The sequence below is a fragment of the Methylobacterium sp. PvR107 genome, from assembly GCF_017833295.1.
GTDB lineage: Bacteria > Pseudomonadota > Alphaproteobacteria > Rhizobiales > Beijerinckiaceae > Methylobacterium.
The window spans coordinates 3,646,855-3,670,221 of the sequence record NZ_JAFIBW010000001.1 but is presented as its reverse complement, the minus strand read 5'-3'; the positions used below and the strand labels follow the sequence as shown (position 1 = coordinate 3,670,221).

Below are 23,367 nucleotides of genomic sequence, written 5' to 3'. Positions count from 1 at the left end.
GCACAGGCCATGTGGGTGCGCCCGGACGGCCGGCCGCGGGAATTGGCATGGAGCTTGTATCAAGCCGAGTGGAAATTCATCTCTCAAAGTGGATGCCCGGCCATGCTCGACGTCGCGATGCCAGCGGAGGCGATCCGGATTGCCGGGTCCGGCGCGGTCACGACCGCAGAACGGCGTCAGATCGTCTGGTCGAGCGTCATCGGCACCACCGTCGAATGGTACGACTTCCTGATCTACGGAACGGCCAGCGCCCTCGTCTTCAACAAGCTGTTCTTCCCCAGTATCGACCCCGTGGTCGGCACGATCGCGGCCTTCGGGTCATACGCCGTCGGGTTCCTGGCCCGGCCGCTGGGCGGAGCGGTCTTCGGGCATTTCGGCGACAGGATCGGGCGCAAGGCCATGCTGTCGCTGACCCTGATGATCATGGGCCTCGGCACCTTCCTGATCGGGTGCCTGCCGACCTACGGGCAGATCGGCATCCTCGCACCGATTCTCCTCGTCGCCCTGCGCCTCGTCCAGGGCATCGGCATCGGCGGCGAGTGGGGTGGGGCCGTGCTGATGGTGGTGGAGAGCGTGCCGGCGGAACGGCGCGGCTTCTTCGGGAGCATCGTTCAGCTCGGATACCCGATCGGCGTGATCCTCTCGATCGGCGCCTTCGCGCTGACCGGTCTGCTGCCGGAGGCGGCGTTCCTGTCGTGGGGCTGGCGCGTCCCGTTCCTGGCAAGCGCGCTCCTCGTCGGCGTCGGATTGTTCATCCGCCTGCGGCTTCACGAAACCCCGGCCTTCCGGCGGATCAAGGAGCGGGCGGTGACGGCGCGGCTGCCGGTGATGGAGATCCTCACCGAGCATCCTGGCATGTTCTTGAAGGCCGTCGGCCTGAAGGTCTCCGAGATCGCCTACGTCAGCGTCGTGACCGTATTCTCGATCTCCTACGTCACCGGCCAACTGGGTCTGTCGCGCGGCGTGATCCTGAACGGCATCCTGATCGCCGCCATCATCGAGCTTTTCACGATTCCCGTCTTCGGCTGGCTGTCCGATCGCTACGGGCGCAAGACGTTGTTCATCGCCGCCTGCCTGTTCTCGATCGCCTTCGCCTTCCCGATGTTCCAGCTTCTCGACACGCGCGACCCGACGATCATCACGCTGACCGTCGCGGTGGCCTTGAGCTTCGGGCAAGGCATCATGTTCGGGACCGGGGCTGCGTGGATGTCCGAACTGTTCGATGCCCGCCTGCGCTACAGCGGCGCCTCCCTCGGTTTCCAGGTCGGCGCGGCGCTGAGCGGCGGCTTCACACCCCTGATCGCCGCTGCCCTGCTCGCCTGGAGCGGCGGCGCAACGTGGCCCATTTCGGCCTACCTAATCGCGCTCGCCTGCATCACGCTCGTGGCGACGTTCGCGGCGCCTGAGACGGCGCGACGGCCGATCGACTGAACGGCGTCACGGCGCTTGAAACGCGACTCATGCAGTGGACGTATGTCCACTGAAATGGAATACCGTTGGACGCCATCACGAGACGGGGAGACGGATTTGGACAGGACCATCATCGCCACGGAGGCAGCAGCCCCAGCCGTCGGCCCCTACGCGCAGGCGACCCGCATCGGCGATCTCGTGTTCGCCTCGGGGCAGTTGCCGATCGATCCGGCTACGGGGGCGTTCCCGGAGGGCATCGAAGCGCAGACGCGCCGCTCGCTGTCCAATCTCGCCGCAGTCTTGGAAGCTGGCGGCGCCAGCCTCGCGAGCGTGGCCAAGACGACGGTGTTCCTGAAGGACATGAACGACTTCGCCGCCATGAACGCGGTCTATGCCGAACACTTTCCCGGCGCCGCACCGGCGCGCTCGACCGTCGAGGTCGCACGCCTGCCCCGCGATGCGCTGGTCGAGGTCGAGGCGATCGCGCTCGCGACGGGACCCGCACGATGAGCGAGACGTCTGTACCGCGCCATGTCGGGGCTTTCGCCCACGCTGCCGGTTCGGTCGCGACGGGCGTGCCGGGCGGTGCGACCGGTTGGCAAGGCACGCTGCTCAACATCCACATCGCGCCGGCGGCCAGCTACGAGATGGAGGAGTTGACCGAGGCCCACTGTGTCGCCGGTCGCGGCATCCAAGGTGACCGCTACTTCCTCGGGACGGGGACCTACTCGCCCAAGCCCGATACCCGCGAGGTGACGCTCATCGAGCAGGAGGCGCTCGATGCCCTCGCGCGCAACGACCCGCCTCTCCAGGGTGGCCCAATCCACCTTGCACCCATCGATCACCGCAGGAACCTCACGGTGCGTGGCGTGCCGCTCAACCACCTTGTCGGGCGCCGTTTCCGCGTGGGTGCGGTGATCCTGCGCGGCGGGCGTCTCAACTTCCCGTGCAAGTATCTAGAGGAACTGCTGGGATCGCCGGTCTACCTGCCGCTCTACAACCGCTCGGGCCTGAATTGCGAGATCGAGCGCGGCGGGATCATTCGCCCGGGCGACGCGATCGCGCTGGTGGATTGAGCCGGTGTCCGCACGCATCGTCATGAAGCTGACGGTGGTGGAGGCCGTCGCCACCACGCCGGAGGTGCTGCGCCTGACGCTCGTACACCCGCAGCGCCCCGAACTTCCGACCTGGGAGCCCGGCGCGCATGTTGACTTGCGCCTTCCGGATGGCCGCACGCGCCAGTATTCGCTCTGCGGCGATCCAGCCGACCGGGGCCGGTACGTTCTGGCGATCAAGCGTGAGGATGCGGGTCGCGGCGGTTCCCTGTGGATGCATGCCAACCTGACCATAGGCGCCATCACGCACGTCTCGCACCCGCGCAACAACTTCGGTCTCGCCCCCGACGCGCAGCGCCATCTGCTGATCGGCGGCGGCATCGGCGTGACGCCGCTCGCCGCCATGGCCCGGCGCCTCGCCGCGACCGGCGCCGACTTCACGCTCCACATATGCGCGCGTTCGGCCGACCAGGCGCCTCTGCTGCCCGAGTTGCGGGCGGTCTGCGGCGATCGGCTTCGTTGCTGGTTCTCTTCGGAGGGCTTGCGCTTCGATCCCGCGGCGCTGGGGGCGCCGGGCGACGGGATCCATGCCTATGCCTGCGGGCCGCACGGGCTCACGGAGGCCGTGCAGGCCGGGCTGGCGGCTGCGGGATGGCCGGAGGAGCGCGTGCATGTCGAGCACTTCGTGCCAATAACCGACGAGAACTACAAACCCGAACCCTTCGACGCGCTGATTGCGTCGACCGGGGCGGTCGTTCACGTCCCTGCCGATGTGTCGCTTCTCGAAATGCTGCGACGCCACGGCTTTGCGATGCCCTCATCCTGCGAGATCGGGGTGTGCGGCTCCTGCGAGTGCGGCTACCGCGGGGGCACCGTGATCCATCGCGACGTCGTGCTACCGGTTGCCAAGCGGCAGGACCGGATGATGCCCTGCGTTTCCCGGGCCCGCGTGACGATTACGCTCGATCTCTAGAGTGGCCGCTGACGATGAGTCACGTTCGCGTCCGAGACGAGTATGGGCTCCGCTGTCCTTCCGCTTCGGAATGATGGCCGTCATTCGAGAGCTTCAGGCAAGCCACCCGCAACGACAGGATTGACCGAAAGTGGCCGGTCCGCTTCGGGGACGGTCGTGCCGGAGAGGCTGCAACCTGGTACCGACCCGACGATACCGGAGGACCGGCGCGGCTGCCTTGTCGAAGGCGACAGGTCTCACCCTTGGGAGGGGGCCCGTTTCAGTTTGCCGACGCCGTTGGGGTCGAGGTGCCTGCTGCCGGATTGGTCGGGCAAGCCGGAAGAACCGATCGTACCGGGGCGGTGACGTGCGCACGACTGAGCAGCCTCGAATGATCGTCGAAGAGGACCGCTCGAGCGCGCGCTCCCAGTACCCGGGTGGCACGCGGATCGCCATCACAGGGAGCCGTGGACGCTGAGCCTACGGCGCGATCTCTGGGCCATCGGCTCCAGCCTTGAATCCGGGCGCGGGAGCCGCTCCGTGTGGGAGCGGAGCGGCCCATTCCAATCCTACGCGACCGAGCTTGAGATCGGCCCACGTCCGCTGAAGAGGCTCACGCGTTCGCCCCACCGTCGACCGTGAGGGTGGTGCCGGTGATCTGGCGCGCGGCCGGGCTCGCCAGGAACGCCACCGCGGCCGCGATATCTTCAGGTTTCCCGTAATGACCGAGCGCGGTCATCGCCCGCTGCGTGTCCGATTGAGCGCCATCCGCCGGGTTCATGTCGGTGTCGGTCGATCCCGGCTGCACGAGGTTCACGGTGATGCCGCGCGGACCGAGTTCACGCGCAAGACCGCGCGTGAACGAGAGCAAGGCCGATTTCGACATGGAGTAGACCGTCACGCCAGGGAACGGGACCCGCTCCCCGAGGCATGAGCCGATGGAAATGATCCGGCCGCCCTCCGTGAGGTGCGGGATGGCCGCCTGCGAAGCCAGCACGACGGAGCGGACGTTGACGTCGAGGATGGCGTCGACGTCGGCGAGACTCATCTCCGCAACCGGTCCGCCGCGGGCGATGCCGGCGTTGTTGACCAGGATATCGAGACCGCCGAGGCTTTCGGCCGTTTCATCGACCGAGCGCCTCACCGCCGATGCGTCGGCGCTGTCGGCCTGGACGGCGATCGCGCGGCGGCCCTTCGCCTCGATGGCGCGGACGATTCCTGCCGCCCGCTCAACGGATCGTTCGTAGGTGATGGCGACATCCGCGCCCCGGTCGGCGAGCGCCAGAGCAATGGCAGCGCCGATGCCGCGTGATGCGCCCGTCACCAGGGCACGCTTGCCGGCCAGTTCGCTCATGTCTCGATCTTTCTGTAGTGAACGACACATAAATGGCTAGATGCGTTGTGGGTCCGGGTCAAGGCGTTTATCTATCGATCGATGCAGAAATCGCCTTCGACATCAGCCGAGGCTGAGGCAGCGCCGGCCCGCGGGCGCGGCCGTCCCCGGACCTTCGACCGTGAGGCTGCTCTGGGACAGGCGATGCGGTTGTTCTGGTGCCGGGGCTTTGCCGCGACATCCATCTCCGATCTCACTGCGGTGATGGGGATTGGCTCGCCGAGCCTCTACGCAGCCTTCGGCTCGAAGGAGGCCCTCTACGCCGAGGCGCTGCGCCACTATGGCGAGCAATACGAGGCGATGGCCTGGGCCAACTTCGCCGCGGCAAAGACCGCCCGCGAGGCCGTCGAGGCGCTCCTGATGGATTCGGCCGCTGCGCTCACAGGCTTCCGCGGACGCGAGGAGCCGCTCGGATGCATGGTGACGCTGTCGGCGGCCGGCAGCGAAGGACACGCAGAACTTGGCGATATGGTGCGGACAGCCCGGGCTCAAGGACTCAGACGGGTCGAGGCGCGGTTTCATCGCGCGGTCGCGGAGGCCGAGTTCGGCGCCTCGGTCGACGTTGCCGCGCTCGCCCGCTTCGTGCTCACTGTGCAGAACGGCATGTCGCTCCAGGCGCGCGATGGTGCGAGCCGCGAGGAGCTTGAGGCCGTCGCCCAACTCACGATGGTGGGGTGGGATGCACGGGTCGGCCGCTAAAGGCCGTCATCCGCCTTCGGAGATGCCGGCGACAGCCGCCGGAAGGCCGAAACGCGCACAATCCCGACCGTCGGCGTCAGGCAGAGACGGTGGTCATGTGGGCCTCCGGCTCGGCCGTTGCCGCACGCACGGCCGTCAGGATGAGCAGCCGGTCGCCCGCGGCCATGTCGTTCGCCTCGTGATCCGCTGAGACAAAGTCGAGACTGCCGTCAGCCTTGATGATCAGCAGACGGATCACGTCCGTCTGCTCGGCGGCCTCCGACGCAGCGACCTGGAAGCGCCAACCGGCCGCGTGCCGCTCGGCCAATGCATCGAAGTTTGCGTCTGCGTCACCGAACACTTTCCCGCGGGCATCCCGGCTGACGCCGGTGTCCTCGTGCAGCAGGTGGGTCTCGGACGGGGCAAGCTGGTAGACCCGCTCGCGACCGATCTCCGGAGCCAGCCGCGTACATACGAGGGCGTTATAGAGATCGTCCCTGGTCGCGGCGAGCAGGTAATCCGGCGGATGGTCCGACAGGCCTTCCTCGGCGTGTCGTGACAGGAGTTCGGCCTGCAGCGTCGGCACAGCCGCATTCCGCGCGGCCAACAGCGCACCGGGATAGGTGTCGACCAGCACGACCGGCACGCCCGCCCGGTGCAGGGCAATGACCAGATCGCTTGCCCACGGGGAGGCTCCGATCACGGCGAGGCGCTGCGTATCGGCCGCGGTCGACAGGCCAAACCGACGGGCGAGCGGTCCCAGCGAGAAGCCGTGGGCGATCACGCTTGCGACGATGACCGCGAACACGGTGGGCTGGATCAGGTCGCCGCCGGCATAGCCCGCCTCGCTGAGGCGTGGCCCCGCCAATCCCGCGACCGCCGCCGCGACGATGCCGCGAGGGCCGATCCACCCTACGAACAGGCGCTCCCGCAAAGACAGGTCGCTTCGCAGAGTGGCCATCCAGATCGCCGCCGGGCGAACCGCGAACAGGATGGCCGCCGTCAGCCCGAGAATGGGCACGGACAGCTTACCGATGAGTGCGAGGTCGAGATCGGCGGTCAGCACGACGAACAGGCATGACACGAGCAGGACGACGAGCGCCTCTTTGAAGCGGCGGAGTTCGGACAATCCCGGCACGTGGCGGTTCGCGAGCGCGATGCCGAACACGGTCGCGCCGATCAGCCCGGCCTCGTGCATGAGCAGGTTCGGCACGACGTAGGCAACGAGCGCAAGCGCGAGCAGCACCGGCGTCTTCAACGTCTCCGGGATGAGATCGCGTCGGAATGCCCAGGCCACCAGCAGGGCTGAGCCGGCGCCGAGGGCGCACGCCACCACCACGCCCTCGGCGACGTGAAGCATCAGCGCGGTCGCCGGATCCTCGCCGACCTGGTGGGGCACACCCACCAGGATCTCGATGACGACGGCCGTGAGGATGGCTCCGACGGGATCATTGATGATGGCCTCCCACTTCAGGAAGGCGGCCGAACGCCGTTCCAAGCGGGCGTTGCGCAGGAGCGGCAGGATCACGGTCGGCCCTGTGACGACGAGGATGGCACCGAACACGCAAGCCGGTCCCCACATCATCCCGCCGATCAGGTGGGCGGCAAGCGCGCCGAGGAGGAAGTTGATCGGCAGGGCGAAGGCGGTGAGCCGGAGCACGCCCTCGCCCGCCGCTCGCAACTCACGAAAGTCGAGGGCAAGGCCACCTTCGAACACCACGACGGCCACCGCCAGGCCGATCAGCGGACGCAGGTTCGGCCCGAAGTCACGGGACGGGTGCAGCCAACCGAGCAAGGGCCCGACCAGAAAGCCGAGCGCCAGCAGGAGGACGATCGCGGGGATGCGCAGTCGGGCTGCGAGGACCTGGGCGGCGATGCCGCCACCGACGATACAGAGGACCGCTGTCGTCACACTGTGTTCCATGCGCGACGCGTTGGACAGGGATCCGGCCTCGCGCCAAGGCGGCCGAACCAAGGGGATCGTGGGTGGGGCCGTCGATGATCGCGCAGCCCGTGCCCGGACGGGCGCGGAGCTCGGCACGTGCGCCTACGCCAATCGCGCGGCTGCACCGCGGTTCCCGCCTCGGCGGCGTGTTCGATGGGGCCTCAAGACCCGGCGCCGATCAGTGAGGCGCCGGTTCGCGTCACACGTGAGCGGCATAGCTTGTATGCCAGCGCAGAGCTCTTGCCCCGGGGCTGCCTGCACGGTGGGCCGAGGGGCCATACGCCCTGAACCGACTCGCGCGCGGGCCGTCCAACTGGCAGAGCGGCCGCCGCCTCGCCCGGAATGCCATCCTGCCCGAAAGCGGCGTCACGCAGGACGATCCGCGGTTGCGGCGGTGAACGGTTGGCACGGCGCGAGATCCAACCGGCGAGCGGTCATGGCGATCTCGACTGAGAGTCGGTGGCATCCTGGTCAGGCAACATTGGCTGGCGCAAAATCTTCGTCGAGCAAGTCCCGGGGGGAACTTGGCTCCGCGGGGTGCGGCGGCATGCAGTCGAACTCGGCCTTGAGGCGAGCGGCGGCGAAGTCCATGAAGGCCCGCACCTTCGCGAGCGACAGCCGGTCAGGTAGCGTGATAAGATGTACGGGCACCGGAGGCGGTTCGTCCTCGGGTAGCAGAACGACCAAGCTGCCGCCCGAGACTTCGTGCTGGATCTTATAGGAAAAGATCCGGACGATGCCTTCGCCGTCGACCGCCGCACTGACGGCGGCCTCGTCGGTGTTGACCATCAGGCGAGGCTTGACGCGGACCGTGCGGGGGATCCTGCCGCCAGCGACGGGCGGGAAGCTCCAGATATCGTCCGGGCTCGTGGGCTCGATCCCGATGGCGTCGTGCTGCGCCAGATCGGACAGGGATGCGATGGGCGGCCGGCCGGCCAGATACTTGGGCGATGCGCACAGAACGCGGCGCACTTCGCCGATGCGTACCGCTATCAGGTTGGAATCCTGCAGCGGGGCGATCCGGAGCGCGACGTCGATGCCCTCATCGAGGAGGCTCGTCATCCGATTGAGCAGCAGGTAACGGACCTGCATCGCAGGATAGGCCTTGAGGAATTCACCCACGATCGGGCGCAGGACACGTGTCCCGAACATCACCGGGGCGGTGACGGTCAGGATGCCACGCGGCGCAGCCCGGCTCCCGGCAACGGCAAGGTCGGCATCATCCAAGTCCGCCAGCACCCTGCGGCAGACGGCGGCATATTCCTCGCCAGCCTCGGTCAATTGCAGCCGTCGTGTCGTCCGGTGCAGGAGCTGAGCTCCGACATGGCTCTCGAGAGCGGCGATGGCCCGCGTCACGGCGGCGGGTGAGCGATTGAGGCGTCGGCCAGCGGATGCGAGGCTACCCTCGTCGAGGGCGGTGACGAACACCCGCATCGCGTCGAGACGGTCGATCATTGTTCCGCCCCGCGAAATCAAGGATTCCGCAGCTTAGGCATTCTGCCGTGGTTCACAATACGCTAACTTCGATCAAACGGTTCGATATGAAGGGGGCCATGTGACTTATCCTGCCAGCATTCCGGTCACCTATTACCGCACCGCCAAAGTCGAGGACGTGAACGTCTTCTACCGAGAAGCCGGCCCGGCGGGCGCACCGGTCGTGTTGTTGTTGCACGGCTTCCCGACCTCATCGCACATGTTCCGCAATCTCATCCCTCTCCTGGCGGATCGCTATCGCGTCATCGCACCCGACTATCCAGGCTTCGGCGGCAGCGACGCGCCCGACCACCGGGAGTTCGCATACACGTTCGCGCACTACGCCGACCTCGTCGACGGACTGCTCTCCCAAATGGGCGTGGACCGTTACGCGATGTACGTGATGGATTACGGTGCTCCGGTCGGCTATCGGCTCGCCCTGAAGCATCCCGAGCGTGTCAGCGCGCTGGTCGTCCAGAACGGCAACGCCTACGAGGAGGGGCTGAAGGCGTTCTGGGATCCGATCAAGGCCTACTGGCGCGAGGATACCCCGGAGCGGCGCAATGCTCTTGCCTTCCTCGTCGCGCCGGAAACGACGAGGTTTCAGTATGTCGACGGCGTGGCCGACGTGACCCGGATCGATCCGGACAATTGGCTGCACGACCAAGTGTTGCTCGACAGGCCGGGCAACAAGGATATCCAGCTCGACCTCTTTCGCGACTACGGCACCAACGTACCGCTCTACCCGCAATTCCAGGCCTTTTTCCGCGCGCACAAGCCGCCGACGCTGATCGTCTGGGGCCGGAACGACACCATCTTTCCGGCCGAGGGCGCACACCCGTATCTGCGAGACCTACCCGATGCCGAGCTTCATCTGCTTGATACCGGACACTTCGCCCTCGAAGACAAGCTCGATGTCATGGCGCCGATGATTCAGGACTTCCTTGGCCGCAGCCTCGGCAGCCCCTGAGGTGCAGACGACCGACCTCAACCACCGGAGGCCCGTACCAATCGCGGAATGATTGGATACGGAGGCCGCTCAGCCGAGAACAGCGAGCGCTGCGAGCAGGTCGGCGACCAAGTCGTCTGGATGCTCAATTCCGATCGATACCCTGATCGTCGCGTCCGTGATGCCGAGGCGGTCGCGCACGGCCTTCGGCACACCCGAATGTGTCGTGGAGGCCGGGTGGCTGGCAAGCGATTCCGTGCCGCCCAGGCTGACGGCCAGCTTGAACAACTGAAGAGCGTTGAGGACCTGAAACGCCTCTACCTCGCCGCCGACAACGTCGAACGAGAATGTCGAGCCTGGCGCTGCGCATTGCTCGGCATAGACATGAGCCCGCTGCGATCCGGGGTCCAGATGCGCGAGATGGTGGAGGCGCGACACCTTCGGATGGGCAGCCAGCATGCGGCCCACAATCTCGCCATTGCGGTTGGCCGCACTCATCCGCAGCGACAGGGTTTCGAGCGAGCGCCCGAGCATCCAGCAGGAATGCGGATCGAGACCGGTCCCGATCGCTGAGCGCAGCTGCCGCACCGGCCTCATCCGCGCCGTTGAGCCGAGGGCGGCGCCGGCAATCAGGTCGGAATGGCCGCCGACATACTTCGTCAGCGAGTAGACCGAGATGTCGGCGCCGTGGCGCAGCGGCTGCTGGAAGACCGGACCGAGCAGGGTGTTGTCGCAGACTACGACCGGCGCATCACTGCCCTGTCGGGCGCCGATCTCGTCGGCGATTGCGCGGATCAGCTTGAGATCGACGAGGGTGTTGAGCGGGTTGGAGGGCGTCTCGACCATGATGACGCTGACCCGTCCAGCCATGGCCGCTTGGTCGGCCGCGGAGCGCACGCTCGCCGGATCCACCCCGTTGGCAAATCCGAACGGCGCGATGCCGAAGGCTGCCAGGGTCTTGGCAATCAGCGTTTCGGTGCCGCCGTAGAGCGGCTGCGAGTGCAGGATCGTGTCGCCGGGCCGTGCGAAGGCCAGGATCGTGGTCGCGATCGCCGACATGCCGGAGGAGAAGACCAGCCCGCTTTCCGCCCCCTCGAACACGGCCAGGCGGTCCTCGACGATCTCGCTGTTTGGATGATTGAAGCGCGAGTACACGAGTCCCGCCGCCTCGCCAGCCGGGGGTTCGCGCCGCCCGGAGACGTAGTCGAAGAAGGCTTTGCCGTGCTCGGCCGAGGTGAAGACGAAGGTCGATGTGAGGAAGACCGGCGGCTTCACCGCGCCTTCGGACAGGGCGGGATCGTAGCCATAGCCGAGCATGAGCGTTTCGGGATGGAGCGGGCGGTTGCCGATCACCTTCTTGTGGTAGCGGTCGTCCGACATGCTGGCCTCGCTCCGTCCCAGCCCCAGCGCAGGGCTGGGTAGACCGGTTGTGCTTCCAATCCAAACGTCCGGGCGAGGGAGCATGGCATAGCAAGGCCGGCTTCGAAATAAGGCGATGGTCTCGGAGGGCCTGAGGTACTCTGGCGGCGCACTGTCACTCCTGGCTCATGGGCGATAGACCATGGCCGCAGCCGCAACCCGGGCCGTCAGAACCAGCAGTTCCGAGGCGCCGGCGTCGCGGCGTGGCGCGCGGGCTTCTTGGCTCGGGGAGGCGTACAGCGCATCACGGCGATCGTGCAGGAGGCGGCGATGCTTACCCTATACTCCTATCCCGCGCTGTTCGGGGTGGCCGACAACAATGGTTATGGCCTGAAGGTCTTCGCGTTTTTGAAATTTGCCGGGCTGCCGTTCAGGCACACGCACATCTTGGACGCTTCGTCCGCGCCCCGTGCGCAGCTTCCCTACATCGTCGATGGCGATGACGCGGTCGGCGACAGTGACCGTATCATCGCATATCTCACGCATCGATATGACTTGATCATCGATGCCGGGCTCCAGCTCGGCGACCGGCAGATGGGCCATCTCGTCAGCCGTATGTTGGACGACCTGTACTGGGTGATGTCGTACTCGCGCTGGAAGGATGAACGCTTCTGGCCAGCGTTCAGGGACGCCTTGCGCGGCGCGCATCCCGAGCTGTCGGACGAGCAACTCCGGAAGGCACGGGAGTTCAACGCTCAGCGCTACCACTATCAAGGGATCGGCCGCTACGCGCCGGAGGAAGCCTATGCGCGCGGTACCGCGGACCTGCAGGTACTCGCAAACCTCGTCCCTGCGAGCGGCTTCCTGTTCGGATCGAAACCGTCCAGCTTCGATGCGGCCATCTACGGGTTTATCGCGAACATCTACTTCTACGACATCGAGACGCCTCTCAAGAAATGCGTGTCATCGAACGCCAACTTGATCAATCACTGCAGGGCAATTCACCGCCTGATGGGCTGAGACGAAGAGCGGGATTCCAGCTTCCGGTGACGATCCGGAGCCGCGTGACCGTTCCCGTTGCGTGACGGCGGCGGCGCTTCGACGACCGCGGTCGGGGGGCCGATATCAGTCGGATCGAAGGCGGCAGGGAGAGCCTTCGACGCGACCGTGCGACGCCGACGAATCGCGGATCGCGGATCGCGCAGGGCCGCTCAAGCGCAGGCGCGACCTGTGATTCCGCCTGAGCCGATGACCGCTTCAGGGATGCTTGCCAAGGTTGCCGAATGCCCGGGATGGACGCGAAGCGGAACCGCCGCCTCTGAGTGTTCCCTCAGCGCCCGCACACTACGCGCAGCAGGCGGTACCCAGCCCTATTCAGTTCACGCGCGGCGATTGCATCGGCAAAGGAGCCGGCCCCTCCCTCGATAGGGATGGCGCCGCCGAGCGAAACAGCTGCGCCTCGCCCGCAGACGTCAATCGAGCGATCCGCATACCCCATTTAGATGATGCTATCGTCGTTTTTGGACTGATATTGGCCCTAGCAGAAAAAGACCAGAATCAGCCACGGGGCAAGCCTGTGCACGACGTCGTTATCGCTCAGATCTACGAGGCTGCGGTTGCGCCGAAGCTCTGGCCAAACGCAATCAGAAGCTTGGGAGATTATGCCGGTTCGGACCGGGGTACGCTCGCAGTGCTCCCGCCTGTCGGAAAGGCGCGCTGGATCGCTTCGCCAGATCTCAAGTGCCGATTAAGCTCCACCATAACTTTGTCCTCTTGCGAACGGCCCGGGCGCGATGCTCAATGGCATACGCAGGCACATACGCAATTCATCCACGGCGTCGGCGCAGACTTCTTCTGCTGTGACAGCACGTTCTGCCGCGGTGACAAACCGTCTTGGCAGATCGGCACCGCCATACCCCTTCCGACCGGGGATCTCGCGATCCTGACCGCCGAGCGCCAAGCTGAAAACGGCCCGTTTGAACCCTGCAGCTTGTCCAGGCTGGATGCCTTGAGACCACATCTGGTTCGTGCTTGCCACCTCAGTGCTCAGTTTGGCTACGAGCGGGCGCGCGTCACGACAGCAGCGCTGGATCGCATTGGGCTGCCGGCCGCCGTCTTGACCGCGTCCGGACGGATACTCGCCATGAACGGTCGCTTAGAGGAACGCGACGAATCGATCATGTCGGGCCAGCATGGCGGCTTGACCATCAAGAGCCTCATCAACAGCAGGATTTTACAAGAAGCGGTCGGAAAAATCGTCGACGGACAGAGTGCCGCGCAGGCGATACCCTTACGTGATCATCACAACAAACGAACATTCATAGGACACGTATTACGCTTCGAGGATTTTTCGAATGACATCTTTGATGCTTCCGCCATCCTTCTGGTTTTAATCCAGGTCGGCGCCCCAGCTGCGCTGGACGATCGTTTGCTGAGCCTTTTATTCAATCTCACCCCAGCTGAAGCACGGCTGCTGCGGGCCCTTGCGGACGGGCGGCGCCTGCAAATTTATGCCCAAAGCACAGGCGTTAAAATCAGCACCGTCCGCAGCCAGCTCAAATCGATCTTCAGCAAAACTGGAACGAGCCGCCAGGCCGAGCTGTTGAGTTTTGTTACGTCCATGTCTGCATTCAATGGACATCCGTCGCATTGCTGATGGACGCGTTGTCTCGAGTTTTATCATAGCGCCGGAATGTTCAAGGCCATAAATTCTTCCATGGAGGCCGTATTTGGAAAGCTATCGAATGCGCCGAACCGACGGGTGGTGAGGGCTCCGCATGCCGATGCGAATCGGAGCGCTTCCGCGAGCGGTTTGGCTTTGAGCGTGCTGGTGATGAAGCCGGCTGCGAACGCGTCTCCCGCACCGACCGTATCGACTGCCAGAACCTCAAAGGCCGCTTGATAAAGGGGAGGCGCCTGTGAGCGGAAGGCGATCGCGCCGCTACGCCCCATAGTGACGACGAGCAGTTCCAAGCCATTGCTCAAGAGCCTGCCGATCGCGCGCGTCACATGCATTGGATCGGGCATCTCGGTGAAATCGCCGAAACCGAGTGCTGCAGCTTCGACCGCGTTGACGATGAGGATTGATGTGTTGGAGAGGATGGAAGAAGCGATCGGGCGAACCGGCGATGGATTTAGAATCGTTCGTATTCCGCCCGCGCGAGCAAGTGAAAACGCCGTGCCGATGGCAGCGTCAGGGGACTCGAACGTCGCGGCCACTATATCCGAACGACGCAGGCGCGGAGCAACCCTGAGGACGTCCTCGGCCGTCAGCGAAAGGTTGGCGCCGAGGCATACGGCGAGACAGTTCTCTCCTGCGGGATCGACGAAGGCGACACCTGCACCTGTCGAGCCCTCATGATGCACAAGCATTTCAGATGAGAAACCGACCTGCGCGAAGGTTGATAAGGCAACGGGTGTGAAGACATCGGCTCCGACGGCGAAGATGCCGTCCACGCCGATACCGAGCCGGCTCGCGGCGAGCGCAAGGTTGAAGCCCTTCCCGCCGGGTTCCGCTACGAACGCTGAGCCCCTGAGCGATTCACCAGGGTCTGGCAACCGTGCTACTTTGACCGAGCAGGCGACCACGAAGCTTCCAACAACGAAGACCTGCATGTCGCGCTCGGGTTCGGTTCAGCTTGGGGTACAGTACCGGAACTCGGCAAGCGGTGCGATCCGGAAAGCAGATGACATACAACGAAGCTGAGTCACGTTTCACGATCGGCGAGCGCCCCTCGGTGTTGTCACTGCTGCGGTTGCGCGATGACACCGCGATGCCGCTTTACCGGCAAATCGAGGAGCAGCTGCGTGAGTTGATCGTGTCGGGCTCGCTGCCGCCCGGCGTCATCCTGCCGGCCGAGCGTCAACTTGCCGAGAGCCTGGGTGTCAGTCGGGTCACGGTGCAACGCGCCTACGCCGAGCTTCGCGATGATGAGCTTCTCGTACCGCGAGGACGCTTGGGTTTTCTCGTTCGACGTCGACCTGAGCCTGTCCGCCCTGGGATGGACCGCCTGAAAGGGTTTACAGAGGAAATGCGCGAGCTCGGAAAAATTCCGTCGTCGCGCGTTCTAGAACGGGTGGTTACTGAAGACCGCTCGATCGCGTCAATCTTCGGCCTGCCATCGACCGCGCCGTTTCTCAGGCTTACCCGGGTGCGCTCGGGCGACGGAGTACCGATGTCGCGCGAGATCGCCTGGTATAACATCAGGGCGGTTCCAGCACTTGAAAACGGCGACCTGTCGGGTTCGGTTTATGCTTTTCTGGCCCAACATGATGGTGGCCGCCTGGTCCGCTGCGAGCAGACCGTTGAGGCGACGCTGCCGACAGCCGCGGAATGCGAGATTTTTGGTTTCGACGCTCCGCTTCCGTGCTTGCTGATCAAGCGGCACAGCTACAATCAGCACTCGACTATGATCGAATATGTTGAGGGACTGTTTCGAGGAGATGTATATCGATACAGGCTCAACCTTAGCACATAACATATATGGCTCCAGGTTGAGGCCTATGCGGAGAAGCTGAGACCCAGTTCATCAAATCCTTATAACGACTCGATCTGCGTCTAGCATTCGGCGCCGCCCCAAAATCTTTTGAAGGGGCCGGAAGCGGAACGGCAGCCTTCAGACAGGACTTTGGAAAATCGGACGTCGCTATGGCGCCCAATCGCGACCCCTTTCCGGAACGCCGCAGGACCCGGCCATGGGCCGCCTGATGAGGCGGTTGCCGCGGCCCATGCCCGAGAGTGGCAAGCGTCTCAAAGCGATCGCGCTCCGTCCTTTTACCGCGATCTCCCGTCCCCGAATTCGCGATACAGATCGCGATTCGACGCCATCTTCGCACGCGACGCTTTCCATATTCGGATAAGGCCATCGACTGAGAACCGACCGGCACCGGCTACCGACAAGCCGCACAGGCCGCCCGCGATCGCCAGATCCTTTTGGAAGTGCAGCATCTCGTTGCGCGCGGCGAAGTGCGCATGGAAAAGGACGGCGGTCGCAACACAGAAGAGGCAGAGCGACAGCGCGGCGGCTCGCGTCCGCCAGCCAGACGCGACCGCGAGCCCCGCCCCGAGCTGAAGCAGAATGGTCGCGGCGGCCAGCGGCGCCGGGACGCCGAGCTTGGCCATCGCGGCGAGGGCGCTGTCGAAGTTCGCGGCCAGCACGAAGCCCTCGTGGAGGAAGATCCAGGCGAGCAGCAGCCGGGCCAGCAGCAGCAGGCCGTCGCGCACGGGAGGCGGGACGACACGAAACGACAGGGCCATGGCGAAGTCCTCGAAGGATGCGTGCCGGGCGCGGGACCGCCATCGGTCCCGCGCCTTCGTCAGCCGCCTGCCCTCGCGGCAATCGCCTTTTCGAGGTCCACGCGTTCCTCGCAGCCGTCAGGACAGAGCTTCCCGAGTGCGGCGAGCTGGTCCTTGGCTTTGGCCATGTCGCCCATCTCGACATATAATTCGCCGAGGTACTCGCGCGCCGCCCTGTAGTCCGGCCTCAAGTCGAGGGCCTTGGTGTAGTAGGCCAGCGACGTCTTAAGGTCTCCGGTCCTGCGCAGGGTCAAGCCGAGCAGGTTGTAGATGTCCGCCTGCTGGTTGTCCTCGGCCAGATCGCGCAGCTCGGTGAGAGCGGCCTCGTAGTTCTTGGCGGCGATCTTGGCCCTCACCGAGGCGAGATCAACCGAACTGCTCGGCGCGTCGTCATCGACCGCGAAGGCGGGCAGCGAGGCAGTGAGTAGGGTCGCCGTGAAGCCGGCCGTCAGAACAACGGCGCGCAGGATGACATTCTTGGTCATGGTCTGGTCTCCTTGTTCATCGAGAGGGGTCAGACTTCAGCAGGCGTGAAAGCGTAGGCATCGCCATCCCTGACGAAGGTGCCGGAGCCCGGGAACGGGAAGTGCGAGCCGCAGATCGTGACGTTGTCGGCGATGATGCGGTCGATCAGCTTACGGCGGGTGCGGGCCGCCATCGGGCCATCCTGGTCGTAGCTGCCCTGCCAGTCGGGATGAGGCGCGAGCAGCGCCGGCACGTACATCGTGTCGGCCGAGATCATCAGCTGCTCCGTGCCGGAGGTGACCAGCAGCGCGGAGTGGCCGGGCGTGTGTCCCGGCGCGAAGACGAGCCGGATTCCGGGCGCCACCTCGGAACCGTCCTCAACCAGACGCCAGTTCCTCCAGGTCGGGAACACGTCCGCGATCCGCTTGCCCGCGACGCGCCGACCCTCCGGTAGCTTCCCAACCCGCTCCGGATCGGTCCACCACCGGAACTCCGTACTGCTGACGACGAGTTCGGCGTTCGGGAAAGTCGGCGCGTTCGTGCCCTTCTGCATCAGCCCCCAGACGTGGTCGGGGTGGAAGTGCGAGATGAGGACGGTGCCGATTTTGCTGTGGTCGATGCCCGCCGCCGCCATGTTGCCGGGCAGATGCGTGGCGTTGGCCTGCCACTGCCCGACGCCCGAGCCCGCATCGCACAGGACGTATCGATCGCCGAGCTTGATCACGAAGACGGTCAGCGGGATCGGCATGAAGTCGGTCGTCAGGCCCGCCTTCGCGAGCGCCTCCTTGGTCTGGTCGACGGTCACGTCCTTGATGAAGGCCGGATCGTGCGGCTTGCGCCAGATGCCGTCATAGACGGCCGTGACCTCGACCGAGCCGACCTTGAATCTGTGGAAGCCGACGGTCGGCTCGACCGATGCGGCACCGGCGGCGGGCATGAAGCGCAGGGGCCGGTTCAGGCCGAAGGCCACCGCCGCGCCGAAGGCCGCACAGGCAACCCGGCGAGATAAAGTCACCATGAACAACCCTCCCCTGCGGGTCGGATCTCGATGAGTGAGAGCACGCGTGCTTCGTCGGGTCTCCGATCCGAAGTGGAGACTGTCCTCCGACAGGCTGCCGGGCGCGGCAGCTCCTCACTGTTGTTGGAAACCGAAGGCGCGGGCGATTTATTCCAGACTCTTTCTTCGATCGAAGCGGGCTGCTTCACCGAATGCGGTCGTCCGGATACGGCGCGTCTCGCTTGGCTCAGGTTTCGCCCCGGCCGGCACAAGATGCCGTCAGCGCCGGGCGGCGCGCGGTGCGCGGCTGTGGCAGCGTGACCTCAGCGCTCGGCACCTCGGCGACGAGAGCCGGGAACTCGGCCAGCCTCGGGACGACCTGTTGCGGGCAAGGGGTGGACCTTGATGACGTTCCTGCGAGAGGAGCAGCAGGAGTGGACCGAACCCACACGCGCGTATCGGAGCCGCGAGCGGCCCCGCGACTGCCGAGGCGACTACGCAGAAACCCACATTGTTGCCGCACTGTTGCTGAAGCTTAACCATACGCGCCACCCTGGAGGGACGTGACGCGTGATGGAGCTGCCGCACCCAGGAGAGCCAATGCTGGTCAATCACGAGCGTCGCCTGCTTGCCAAAGCCGCTGAGTCGATCGACGGATGCGTGTCCGTCAAACGGCAGCTGGACCGAGATTGGCCGGGTGATCACAGCCGCTTGTGCGGCCTTGAGAGTCGCGGCGTTTTCGCGTGGCTCGGGGAGCAGGCAGGCCCTCATCTGGGCGGGACCTTCGCAACGTGGCGGATCACTCCCGCGGGGCTGAAGCAACTCGAAGCCCTCGAAGGCGGCGGTGCCTGATGCCCTCGATCAAGATCCGCATCTCTGATGACGGCACCTTTGCGGTCTACCGCAACGGAGATGTCGTCGCCTCCGGGCTGACTCGCGACCAAGCCGAGCGGTGCGCTACGGTACTCGGCTGGATCGTACAAGCGGCTTAGCTCTGTCGTCCTTACTGAACGTGCCAGCGGCAGAACAGGGCTTGGAAATCAGACAACGCTCCACCAATTGGAGGACGCGGTAACCAGACGGCAGGATCTAATCTTACTTCTGGCGCACCCTATGCGCCGCTTGGGAGGACGCCATGTCCGCTCTCTTGCTCCGCGCGCAGCGACGCGACCTCGTGCTGTTCGCATTCGCCGCCACCGCCATAGCTTTCGGCGCAACCGTGCTGGCGTCGCCGCCAATCAGTGAGGCCGCTGTCGCGGAGGCTGGAGCCATCCGCCCGGCTGCGAGCTGTGATTGGCTGTTGCCCGGCGACGTCAATAAATGTCTTGCTCAGAAATAAATTTCTGGTCGCGTTCGCGATTATCGAACGCACCGGTCGATAGATCTGAGCTTGTGTGATTGCTCAAATTTACGGCTCGTGGAACGTCGTATCTAGTTTGGATCAACATCAGGCGTCGCGTCTCCGGGAGGGGTCATCGGCCGCCATGCTGGCTGTGATCGTTATCTAGCGCTCCCGCGATCGATCAGCGCGCGTGGGTGCTGGCTGCCTGGTCGTGACCTTGCCCCCTGTTTGCCCCCGTTCATAACCAGAGTCCGTTCTGGTTCTGGTCCTGTTTGGACCGGGTTGCAAACGCGTTCGGGGTGAGTCCGCCGAGGCTCGTGTGAGGGCGGCAGGTGTTGTAGTCCACCCGCCACGCCTCGATGATGGTCCGAGCCGCCGACAGGCTCCGGAAGAGATGCTCGTTCAAGCACTCGTCGCGCAAGCGCCCGTTCAAGCTTTCAACGAAGCCGTTCTGCTGCGGCTTGCCGGGAGCGATGTAGTGCCACGCGACCGCACGCTCCTCCTGCCAGCGAAGAATGGCGTGCGAGGTCAGCTCGGTGCCGTTGTCCGAGACGATCATAACCGGCTTGCCCCGATCCGCGATGATCCGGTCGAGTTCGCGCGCGACCCGCTGGCCGGACAGCGACGTGTCGACCACGAGCGCCAGGCACTCCCGCGTGCAGTCGTCGACCACGACGAGGATGCGGAAGCGCCGTCCGTCGTCGAGCGTGTCGGAGACGAAGTCGAGGCTCCAGCGCTGGTTCGGCTCCTGCGGCACGGCGGCCGGTGCCCGCGTCCCTAGGGCTCGTTTGCGCCCACCCCGCCTGCGCACCGACAGCCGCTCCTCCCGGTAGAGCCGGAACAGCTTCTTGTGATTCAGCTTAAGGCCCTCCCGCCGCAGCAGGATAAGCAGGCGCCGATAGCCAAAGCGACGACGCTCGCCGGCCAGGCTGCGCAGGCGTACCCGCACGGCCGCATCATCATCACGGGTCGGGGCGTAGCGGTATGTCTTCGGCTCCAGGCCGATCAGCCCACAGGCGCGACGCTGCGAATAGCCCTTCTCCTCGATGGCCCAGCTCACGGCTGTTCTCCGTGCTCCAGGCGTTAGAAGTTTTTTCCCAGTGCCTCGCGCAGCGTGGCCACGTCGAGCATCGCCTCGGCCAGGAGCTTCTTGAGCTTGCGGTTCTCCTCATCGAGCGCCTTCAGACGCCGCGCATCCGAGACCTCCATGCCACCGTAGCGCGAACGCCATGTGTAGAACGTCGCGTCGCTGATGCCGTGGCGGCGACAGATATCGGCGACCGGCAGGCCAGCCTGCTGCTCCTTCAGGATGCCGATAATCTGCTCTTCACTGAACCGGCTCTTCTTCATCGTCCGTCTCCTGATCGACGGACCCTAGCTTCAGATCGAGGGCAATCCAGGGGGCAAGGTCAGTCGCGAAACGTCATGTGGCGGTGCCGGAAGTCCAAGGAGACGCCTCGCATTGGCCGGGGACATGGTCGCCCTTTCCAGTGCCAAAGCAGATCTCGATCGTTCAGTGCAGTCTTGCCCTCCCCCGCCAATTCGGACCGCGTGGTCTCCATGGGCGCGAGCACGATCTGGATGTTTGATCCCGCCGTGTGGTGGATCGGTTGACCATCATGCCGCGAGGGATGCGCCAGGGGCCAAATTCTCCAGGGCAAGGCCCGCACGACGGGGGCGGCCCGTCGCGCCATACAGGGACGTCAGGAGAGCACCAGAGCGGCGGCAAAGCGCTACCACCACGAGACCCGGGAACAGCTTCCACCACACTTGCAGCTGTTCGTCGACACCTACAACCATGCCCGGCGGCTGAAGACTCTGCGGGGCCTCACGCCCTTCGGGCCTATCCTTCAGATCTGGACCAAAGAGCCTGACCGATTCAGCCTCGACGCGTCACACCACATCACGGGACCATACATTTCGGCCTGACGGCTCCACGGCTCAGGCACTCGGGCCGAGGCTGGCAGCGAAGCTATCGCATGAGCCTGACAGCCTCGACTTGCATGACATCGAAGCGAACAAGGCCGATATCCGCGAGGTTGCGGTCGTTGAACAGGGCGAGCTCGTTCGTCGTGCGACGATAGTCAAGCCAGCGTCTGAAGGCTGAGAACATGGTCATCACATGATCCTCCTCGGCCGAGGAGATCGACATGCCAAGGCGGGTCCGCCCCGTCTGTGATCGCCGTCACAGACGGGGCGGGCGATCTGCCGGATAGGGGTTGTGCCGCGAGACGCCGGGCCAGGACTTAGCCTGACAGGGCGGCTGATCACGCACTTATCGACCGAGGTCCGCCATGTCCCACGCTGCCCGCATTCTGTACGCCTTCGTCTCCTACGCGATCTTCATCGTGTCCTTCCTCTACGCCATCGGCTTCCTCGGAGGCGGCCCTGTTCCGAAGACTGTCGACGACGGACCGATTGTCGAGCCATGGCTCGCCGTCATGGTGGACGTTGCCCTGCTCACCGTCTTCGCGCTTCAGCACAGCGTGATGGCCCGCCCGCGCTTCAAGGCCTGGTGGACACGCCTTATTCCGAAGCCCATCGAGCGCAGCACTTACGTCCTGCTAGCGAGCCTCGCACTGTTACTGCTGTTCTGGCAGTGGCGCCCCCTTCCGTCGATCGTATGGTCGGTCTCCGAGCCGGTTGCAGCGTCGCTGATCACGGGGCTCTACTGGATCGGCTGGCTCGTCGTCGTCGCAAGCACATTCATGATCAGCCATTTCGACCTCTTCGGCCTGAAGCAGGCCATCCAGGGTTGGCAGGCGCGCGCGCGAGGCGACGCCGCGTTCACGACCCCGTTCCTCTACAAGCACGTTCGGCATCCGATATACCTTGGCTTCGTCATCGCCTTCTGGGCGACCCCGACAATGACGGTTGGCCACCTGCTATTTGCGGCGGTGACGACGGCGTACATCCTCGTCGGTATTCAGCTGGAGGAGCGCGACCTCGTCACCGTCTTCGGCGACCGCTACATCCGCTATCGGCGCGAGGCGGGCATGCTCCTGCCGCGATTTCGCGGCGCGCGCTGATGCGACGTCCGCTCGGCTCCGCTCTCTATTCGATGACTCCGTCGGCGCTGCTCAGGATCGAGGGCGGCACCGTCATGCCGAGACGCGAGGCCGCCTTCATATTGGCGAACAGCTCCACCCTCGTCACGAGTTGCACCGGCAGGTCGCCAGGCGGCTCGCCCTTGAGCACGCGTCCGACATACACGCCGGCTTGGCGATGCGACTGCGCGAAGTCGCCACCGTAGCTCATCAGGCCGCCGGCGATGGGGAAGTCGCGGGATTGGGTGATCGCGGGCAGGCCGTAGCGGATGGCAAGCATCGCCAGATACTCGCTGCGGTAGGCAAAGAAGGGGTCGGAGGTGAAGACGAGACCTGGTATCCCCAGCCGGCGCGGCTCCGTGAACAGGGCCTCGAACACGTCCTCGCGACTAGCCTCAAGCAGGTGAAGCCGCACGCCGAGGCTGTCGGCTGCGGTGCGAAGACCGACCAGTTGCGAACCGACCGTGGGACTGGTCGGGTTGATTGCGACTGCGAGGATGTCCGCTGTCGGAAAGAGCTCCTTCATGAACTCAAGGCGCTTGTTCGAGACCTCGACGCTCAGGCTCGACACGCCCGTGAGATTGCCGCGCGGGCGCGCGAGATCGTCCACCAGGCCGAGAACGACCGGATCACCGCCCATTTCAAATACGATCGGGATTGTCTCGGTCGCCGCCCGCGCCGCGAGCACCACGGGCGCACCTCCGGGGGCGACCAGAACCGCGATCCCATGGCCGACCAGTTCCTTCGCGAGTGCGGGAAGCTGTTCGTAGCGTCCGTCCGCCCAGCGGTACGCGATGGCGACGTCTCGACCCTCGACGAGTCCGGTATCGGCCAAGCCAGTACGAAAGGCCGCGAGCCGGCTGGCGACGCGCTCCGGCGTCTCGGAGCCCAGATACCCGATCACCGGCAGTGTCCGCGGCTGCGCCGACGCCCGCTGCGCTCCGGCCATCACGCAGCCGAGCAGGGCGGCGGCGGGCCCCTTCAGGATTTCGCGTCGTCTCATCGG

General features: G+C 65.1%; 23 protein-coding genes and 1 pseudogene. 13 read left to right on the top strand and 11 right to left on the bottom strand.

Annotated features, from left to right (window positions below; all coding sequences use genetic code 11):
• Nucleotides 1–102: 102 nt before the first annotated feature.
• The 4 genes from JOE48_RS17320 (at nt 103) to JOE48_RS17305 (ending at nt 3,438) form a co-directional block, all read left to right on the top strand.
• Nucleotides 103–1,431, top strand: a complete 1,329-nt coding sequence (locus tag JOE48_RS17320; RefSeq protein WP_409518589.1) for an MFS transporter — start codon at nt 103–105, stop codon at nt 1,429–1,431.
• A gap of 96 nt (nt 1,432–1,527) precedes the next feature.
• Complete coding sequence (locus tag JOE48_RS17315; RefSeq protein WP_210031664.1) at nt 1,528–1,920, top strand: Rid family detoxifying hydrolase; 393 nt, start codon at nt 1,528–1,530, stop codon at nt 1,918–1,920.
• Complete coding sequence (locus JOE48_RS17310; RefSeq protein WP_210031662.1) at nt 1,917–2,486, top strand: MOSC domain-containing protein; 570 nt, start codon at nt 1,917–1,919, stop codon at nt 2,484–2,486. The genes JOE48_RS17315 and JOE48_RS17310 overlap by 4 nt, the downstream gene beginning before the upstream one ends.
• A gap of 4 nt (nt 2,487–2,490) precedes the next feature.
• Nucleotides 2,491–3,438, top strand: a complete 948-nt coding sequence (locus JOE48_RS17305; protein WP_210031660.1) for a PDR/VanB family oxidoreductase — start codon at nt 2,491–2,493, stop codon at nt 3,436–3,438.
• A 592-nt stretch (nt 3,439–4,030) separates the two neighbouring features.
• Here the strand turns inward: JOE48_RS17305 and JOE48_RS17300 are convergent.
• On the bottom strand, nt 4,031–4,771 hold the full coding sequence (locus tag JOE48_RS17300; protein WP_210031658.1) for a 3-oxoacyl-ACP reductase family protein: 741 nt from the start codon (nt 4,769–4,771) through the stop codon (nt 4,031–4,033).
• Between the two features lie 81 nt (nt 4,772–4,852).
• On the opposite strand from JOE48_RS17300, the gene JOE48_RS17295 reads away from it, so the two are divergent.
• Nucleotides 4,853–5,509, top strand: coding sequence for a TetR/AcrR family transcriptional regulator (locus JOE48_RS17295; RefSeq protein WP_210031657.1), 657 nt, complete (start codon nt 4,853–4,855; stop codon nt 5,507–5,509).
• 76 nt (nt 5,510–5,585) lie between these two features.
• Here JOE48_RS17295 and JOE48_RS17290 read toward each other — a convergent pair whose 3' ends face one another.
• The gene (locus JOE48_RS17290; RefSeq protein WP_312893265.1) at nt 5,586–7,400 is read right to left on the bottom strand and encodes a sodium:proton antiporter; all 1,815 of its coding nucleotides are present in this window, start codon (nt 7,398–7,400) and stop codon (nt 5,586–5,588) included.
• 504 nt (nt 7,401–7,904) lie between these two features.
• Nucleotides 7,905–8,888: a LysR family transcriptional regulator gene (locus tag JOE48_RS17285; RefSeq protein ID WP_210031653.1), complete on the bottom strand. Its 984-nt coding sequence runs from the start codon at nt 8,886–8,888 to the stop codon at nt 7,905–7,907.
• A 100-nt stretch (nt 8,889–8,988) separates the two neighbouring features.
• On the opposite strand from JOE48_RS17285, the gene JOE48_RS17280 reads away from it, so the two are divergent.
• A complete protein-coding gene (locus JOE48_RS17280) occupies nt 8,989–9,876 on the top strand; it encodes an alpha/beta fold hydrolase (RefSeq protein ID WP_210031652.1) in 888 nt (295 codons plus the stop codon).
• Nucleotides 9,877–9,945: 69 nt separating this feature from the next.
• Here JOE48_RS17280 and JOE48_RS17275 read toward each other — a convergent pair whose 3' ends face one another.
• Nucleotides 9,946–11,235: a cystathionine gamma-synthase family protein gene (locus JOE48_RS17275; protein WP_210031651.1), complete on the bottom strand. Its 1,290-nt coding sequence runs from the start codon at nt 11,233–11,235 to the stop codon at nt 9,946–9,948.
• A gap of 309 nt (nt 11,236–11,544) precedes the next feature.
• On the opposite strand from JOE48_RS17275, the gene JOE48_RS17270 reads away from it, so the two are divergent.
• Nucleotides 11,545–12,234, top strand: a complete 690-nt coding sequence (locus tag JOE48_RS17270) for a glutathione S-transferase C-terminal domain-containing protein (RefSeq protein ID WP_210031650.1) — start codon at nt 11,545–11,547, stop codon at nt 12,232–12,234.
• Nucleotides 12,235–12,490: 256 nt separating this feature from the next.
• A complete protein-coding gene (locus JOE48_RS17265; RefSeq protein ID WP_210031649.1) occupies nt 12,491–13,870 on the top strand; it encodes a helix-turn-helix transcriptional regulator in 1,380 nt (459 codons plus the stop codon).
• Between the two features lie 23 nt (nt 13,871–13,893).
• Here JOE48_RS17265 and JOE48_RS17260 read toward each other — a convergent pair whose 3' ends face one another.
• Entirely contained in the window at nt 13,894–14,829 is a 936-nt protein-coding gene (locus JOE48_RS17260; protein WP_210031648.1) for a ribokinase, read from the bottom strand.
• Nucleotides 14,830–14,900: 71 nt separating this feature from the next.
• Here JOE48_RS17260 and JOE48_RS17255 point away from each other — a divergent pair, with 71 nt between their 5' ends.
• On the top strand, nt 14,901–15,692 hold the full coding sequence (locus JOE48_RS17255) for a GntR family transcriptional regulator (RefSeq protein ID WP_210031647.1): 792 nt from the start codon (nt 14,901–14,903) through the stop codon (nt 15,690–15,692).
• Between the two features lie 296 nt (nt 15,693–15,988).
• Here JOE48_RS17255 and JOE48_RS17250 read toward each other — a convergent pair whose 3' ends face one another.
• From JOE48_RS17250 to JOE48_RS17240, 3 genes are read right to left on the bottom strand one after another with little or no spacing between them, the layout of a single operon-like run.
• Nucleotides 15,989–16,471, bottom strand: coding sequence for a DoxX family protein (locus JOE48_RS17250; protein WP_210031646.1), 483 nt, complete (start codon nt 16,469–16,471; stop codon nt 15,989–15,991).
• Nucleotides 16,472–16,530: 59 nt separating this feature from the next.
• Nucleotides 16,531–16,995 (bottom strand): tetratricopeptide repeat protein, encoded by a 465-nt coding sequence (locus JOE48_RS17245; RefSeq protein ID WP_210031644.1) that lies wholly within the window; start codon nt 16,993–16,995, stop codon nt 16,531–16,533.
• A gap of 29 nt (nt 16,996–17,024) precedes the next feature.
• The gene (locus JOE48_RS17240; protein ID WP_210031642.1) at nt 17,025–17,993 is read right to left on the bottom strand and encodes an MBL fold metallo-hydrolase; all 969 of its coding nucleotides are present in this window, start codon (nt 17,991–17,993) and stop codon (nt 17,025–17,027) included.
• 579 nt (nt 17,994–18,572) lie between these two features.
• Between JOE48_RS17240 and JOE48_RS17235 the strand changes: the two genes are divergently transcribed.
• Nucleotides 18,573–18,824 carry a hypothetical protein gene (locus JOE48_RS17235; protein WP_210031641.1) on the top strand — a complete coding sequence of 84 codons (252 nt, stop codon included), beginning with the start codon at nt 18,573–18,575 and terminating at the stop codon, nt 18,822–18,824.
• 283 nt (nt 18,825–19,107) lie between these two features.
• Nucleotides 19,108–19,311, top strand: a complete 204-nt coding sequence (locus tag JOE48_RS17230) for a hypothetical protein (RefSeq protein ID WP_210031639.1) — start codon at nt 19,108–19,110, stop codon at nt 19,309–19,311.
• A 241-nt stretch (nt 19,312–19,552) separates the two neighbouring features.
• On the opposite strand, the gene JOE48_RS17225 is transcribed toward JOE48_RS17230, so the two are convergent.
• Nucleotides 19,553–20,664, bottom strand: a protein-coding gene (locus JOE48_RS17225; RefSeq protein WP_210031638.1) for an IS3 family transposase whose coding sequence is annotated in 2 segments (ribosomal slippage) — nt 19,553–20,415 and nt 20,415–20,664 — 1,113 coding nt in all. Because the reading frame shifts where the segments join, the coding sequence is not laid out codon by codon here.
• Between the two features lie 369 nt (nt 20,665–21,033).
• On the opposite strand from JOE48_RS17225, the pseudogene JOE48_RS30390 reads away from it, so the two are divergent.
• Nucleotides 21,034–21,243: pseudogene (locus JOE48_RS30390) on the top strand (IS481 family transposase); the annotation flags it as partial.
• A gap of 43 nt (nt 21,244–21,286) precedes the next feature.
• Here JOE48_RS30390 and JOE48_RS17220 read toward each other — a convergent pair.
• Entirely contained in the window at nt 21,287–21,466 is a 180-nt protein-coding gene (locus JOE48_RS17220) for a DUF1127 domain-containing protein (RefSeq protein WP_210031636.1), read from the bottom strand.
• Between the two features lie 142 nt (nt 21,467–21,608).
• Between JOE48_RS17220 and mddA the strand changes: the two genes are divergently transcribed.
• Nucleotides 21,609–22,343, top strand: a complete 735-nt coding sequence (gene mddA, locus JOE48_RS17215; RefSeq protein ID WP_210031634.1) for a methanethiol S-methyltransferase — start codon at nt 21,609–21,611, stop codon at nt 22,341–22,343.
• A gap of 25 nt (nt 22,344–22,368) precedes the next feature.
• Here the strand turns inward: mddA and JOE48_RS17210 are convergent, their stop codons facing one another.
• The gene (locus JOE48_RS17210; protein ID WP_210035857.1) at nt 22,369–23,364 is read right to left on the bottom strand and encodes an ABC transporter substrate-binding protein; all 996 of its coding nucleotides are present in this window, start codon (nt 23,362–23,364) and stop codon (nt 22,369–22,371) included.
• Nucleotides 23,365–23,367 lie beyond the last annotated feature (3 nt).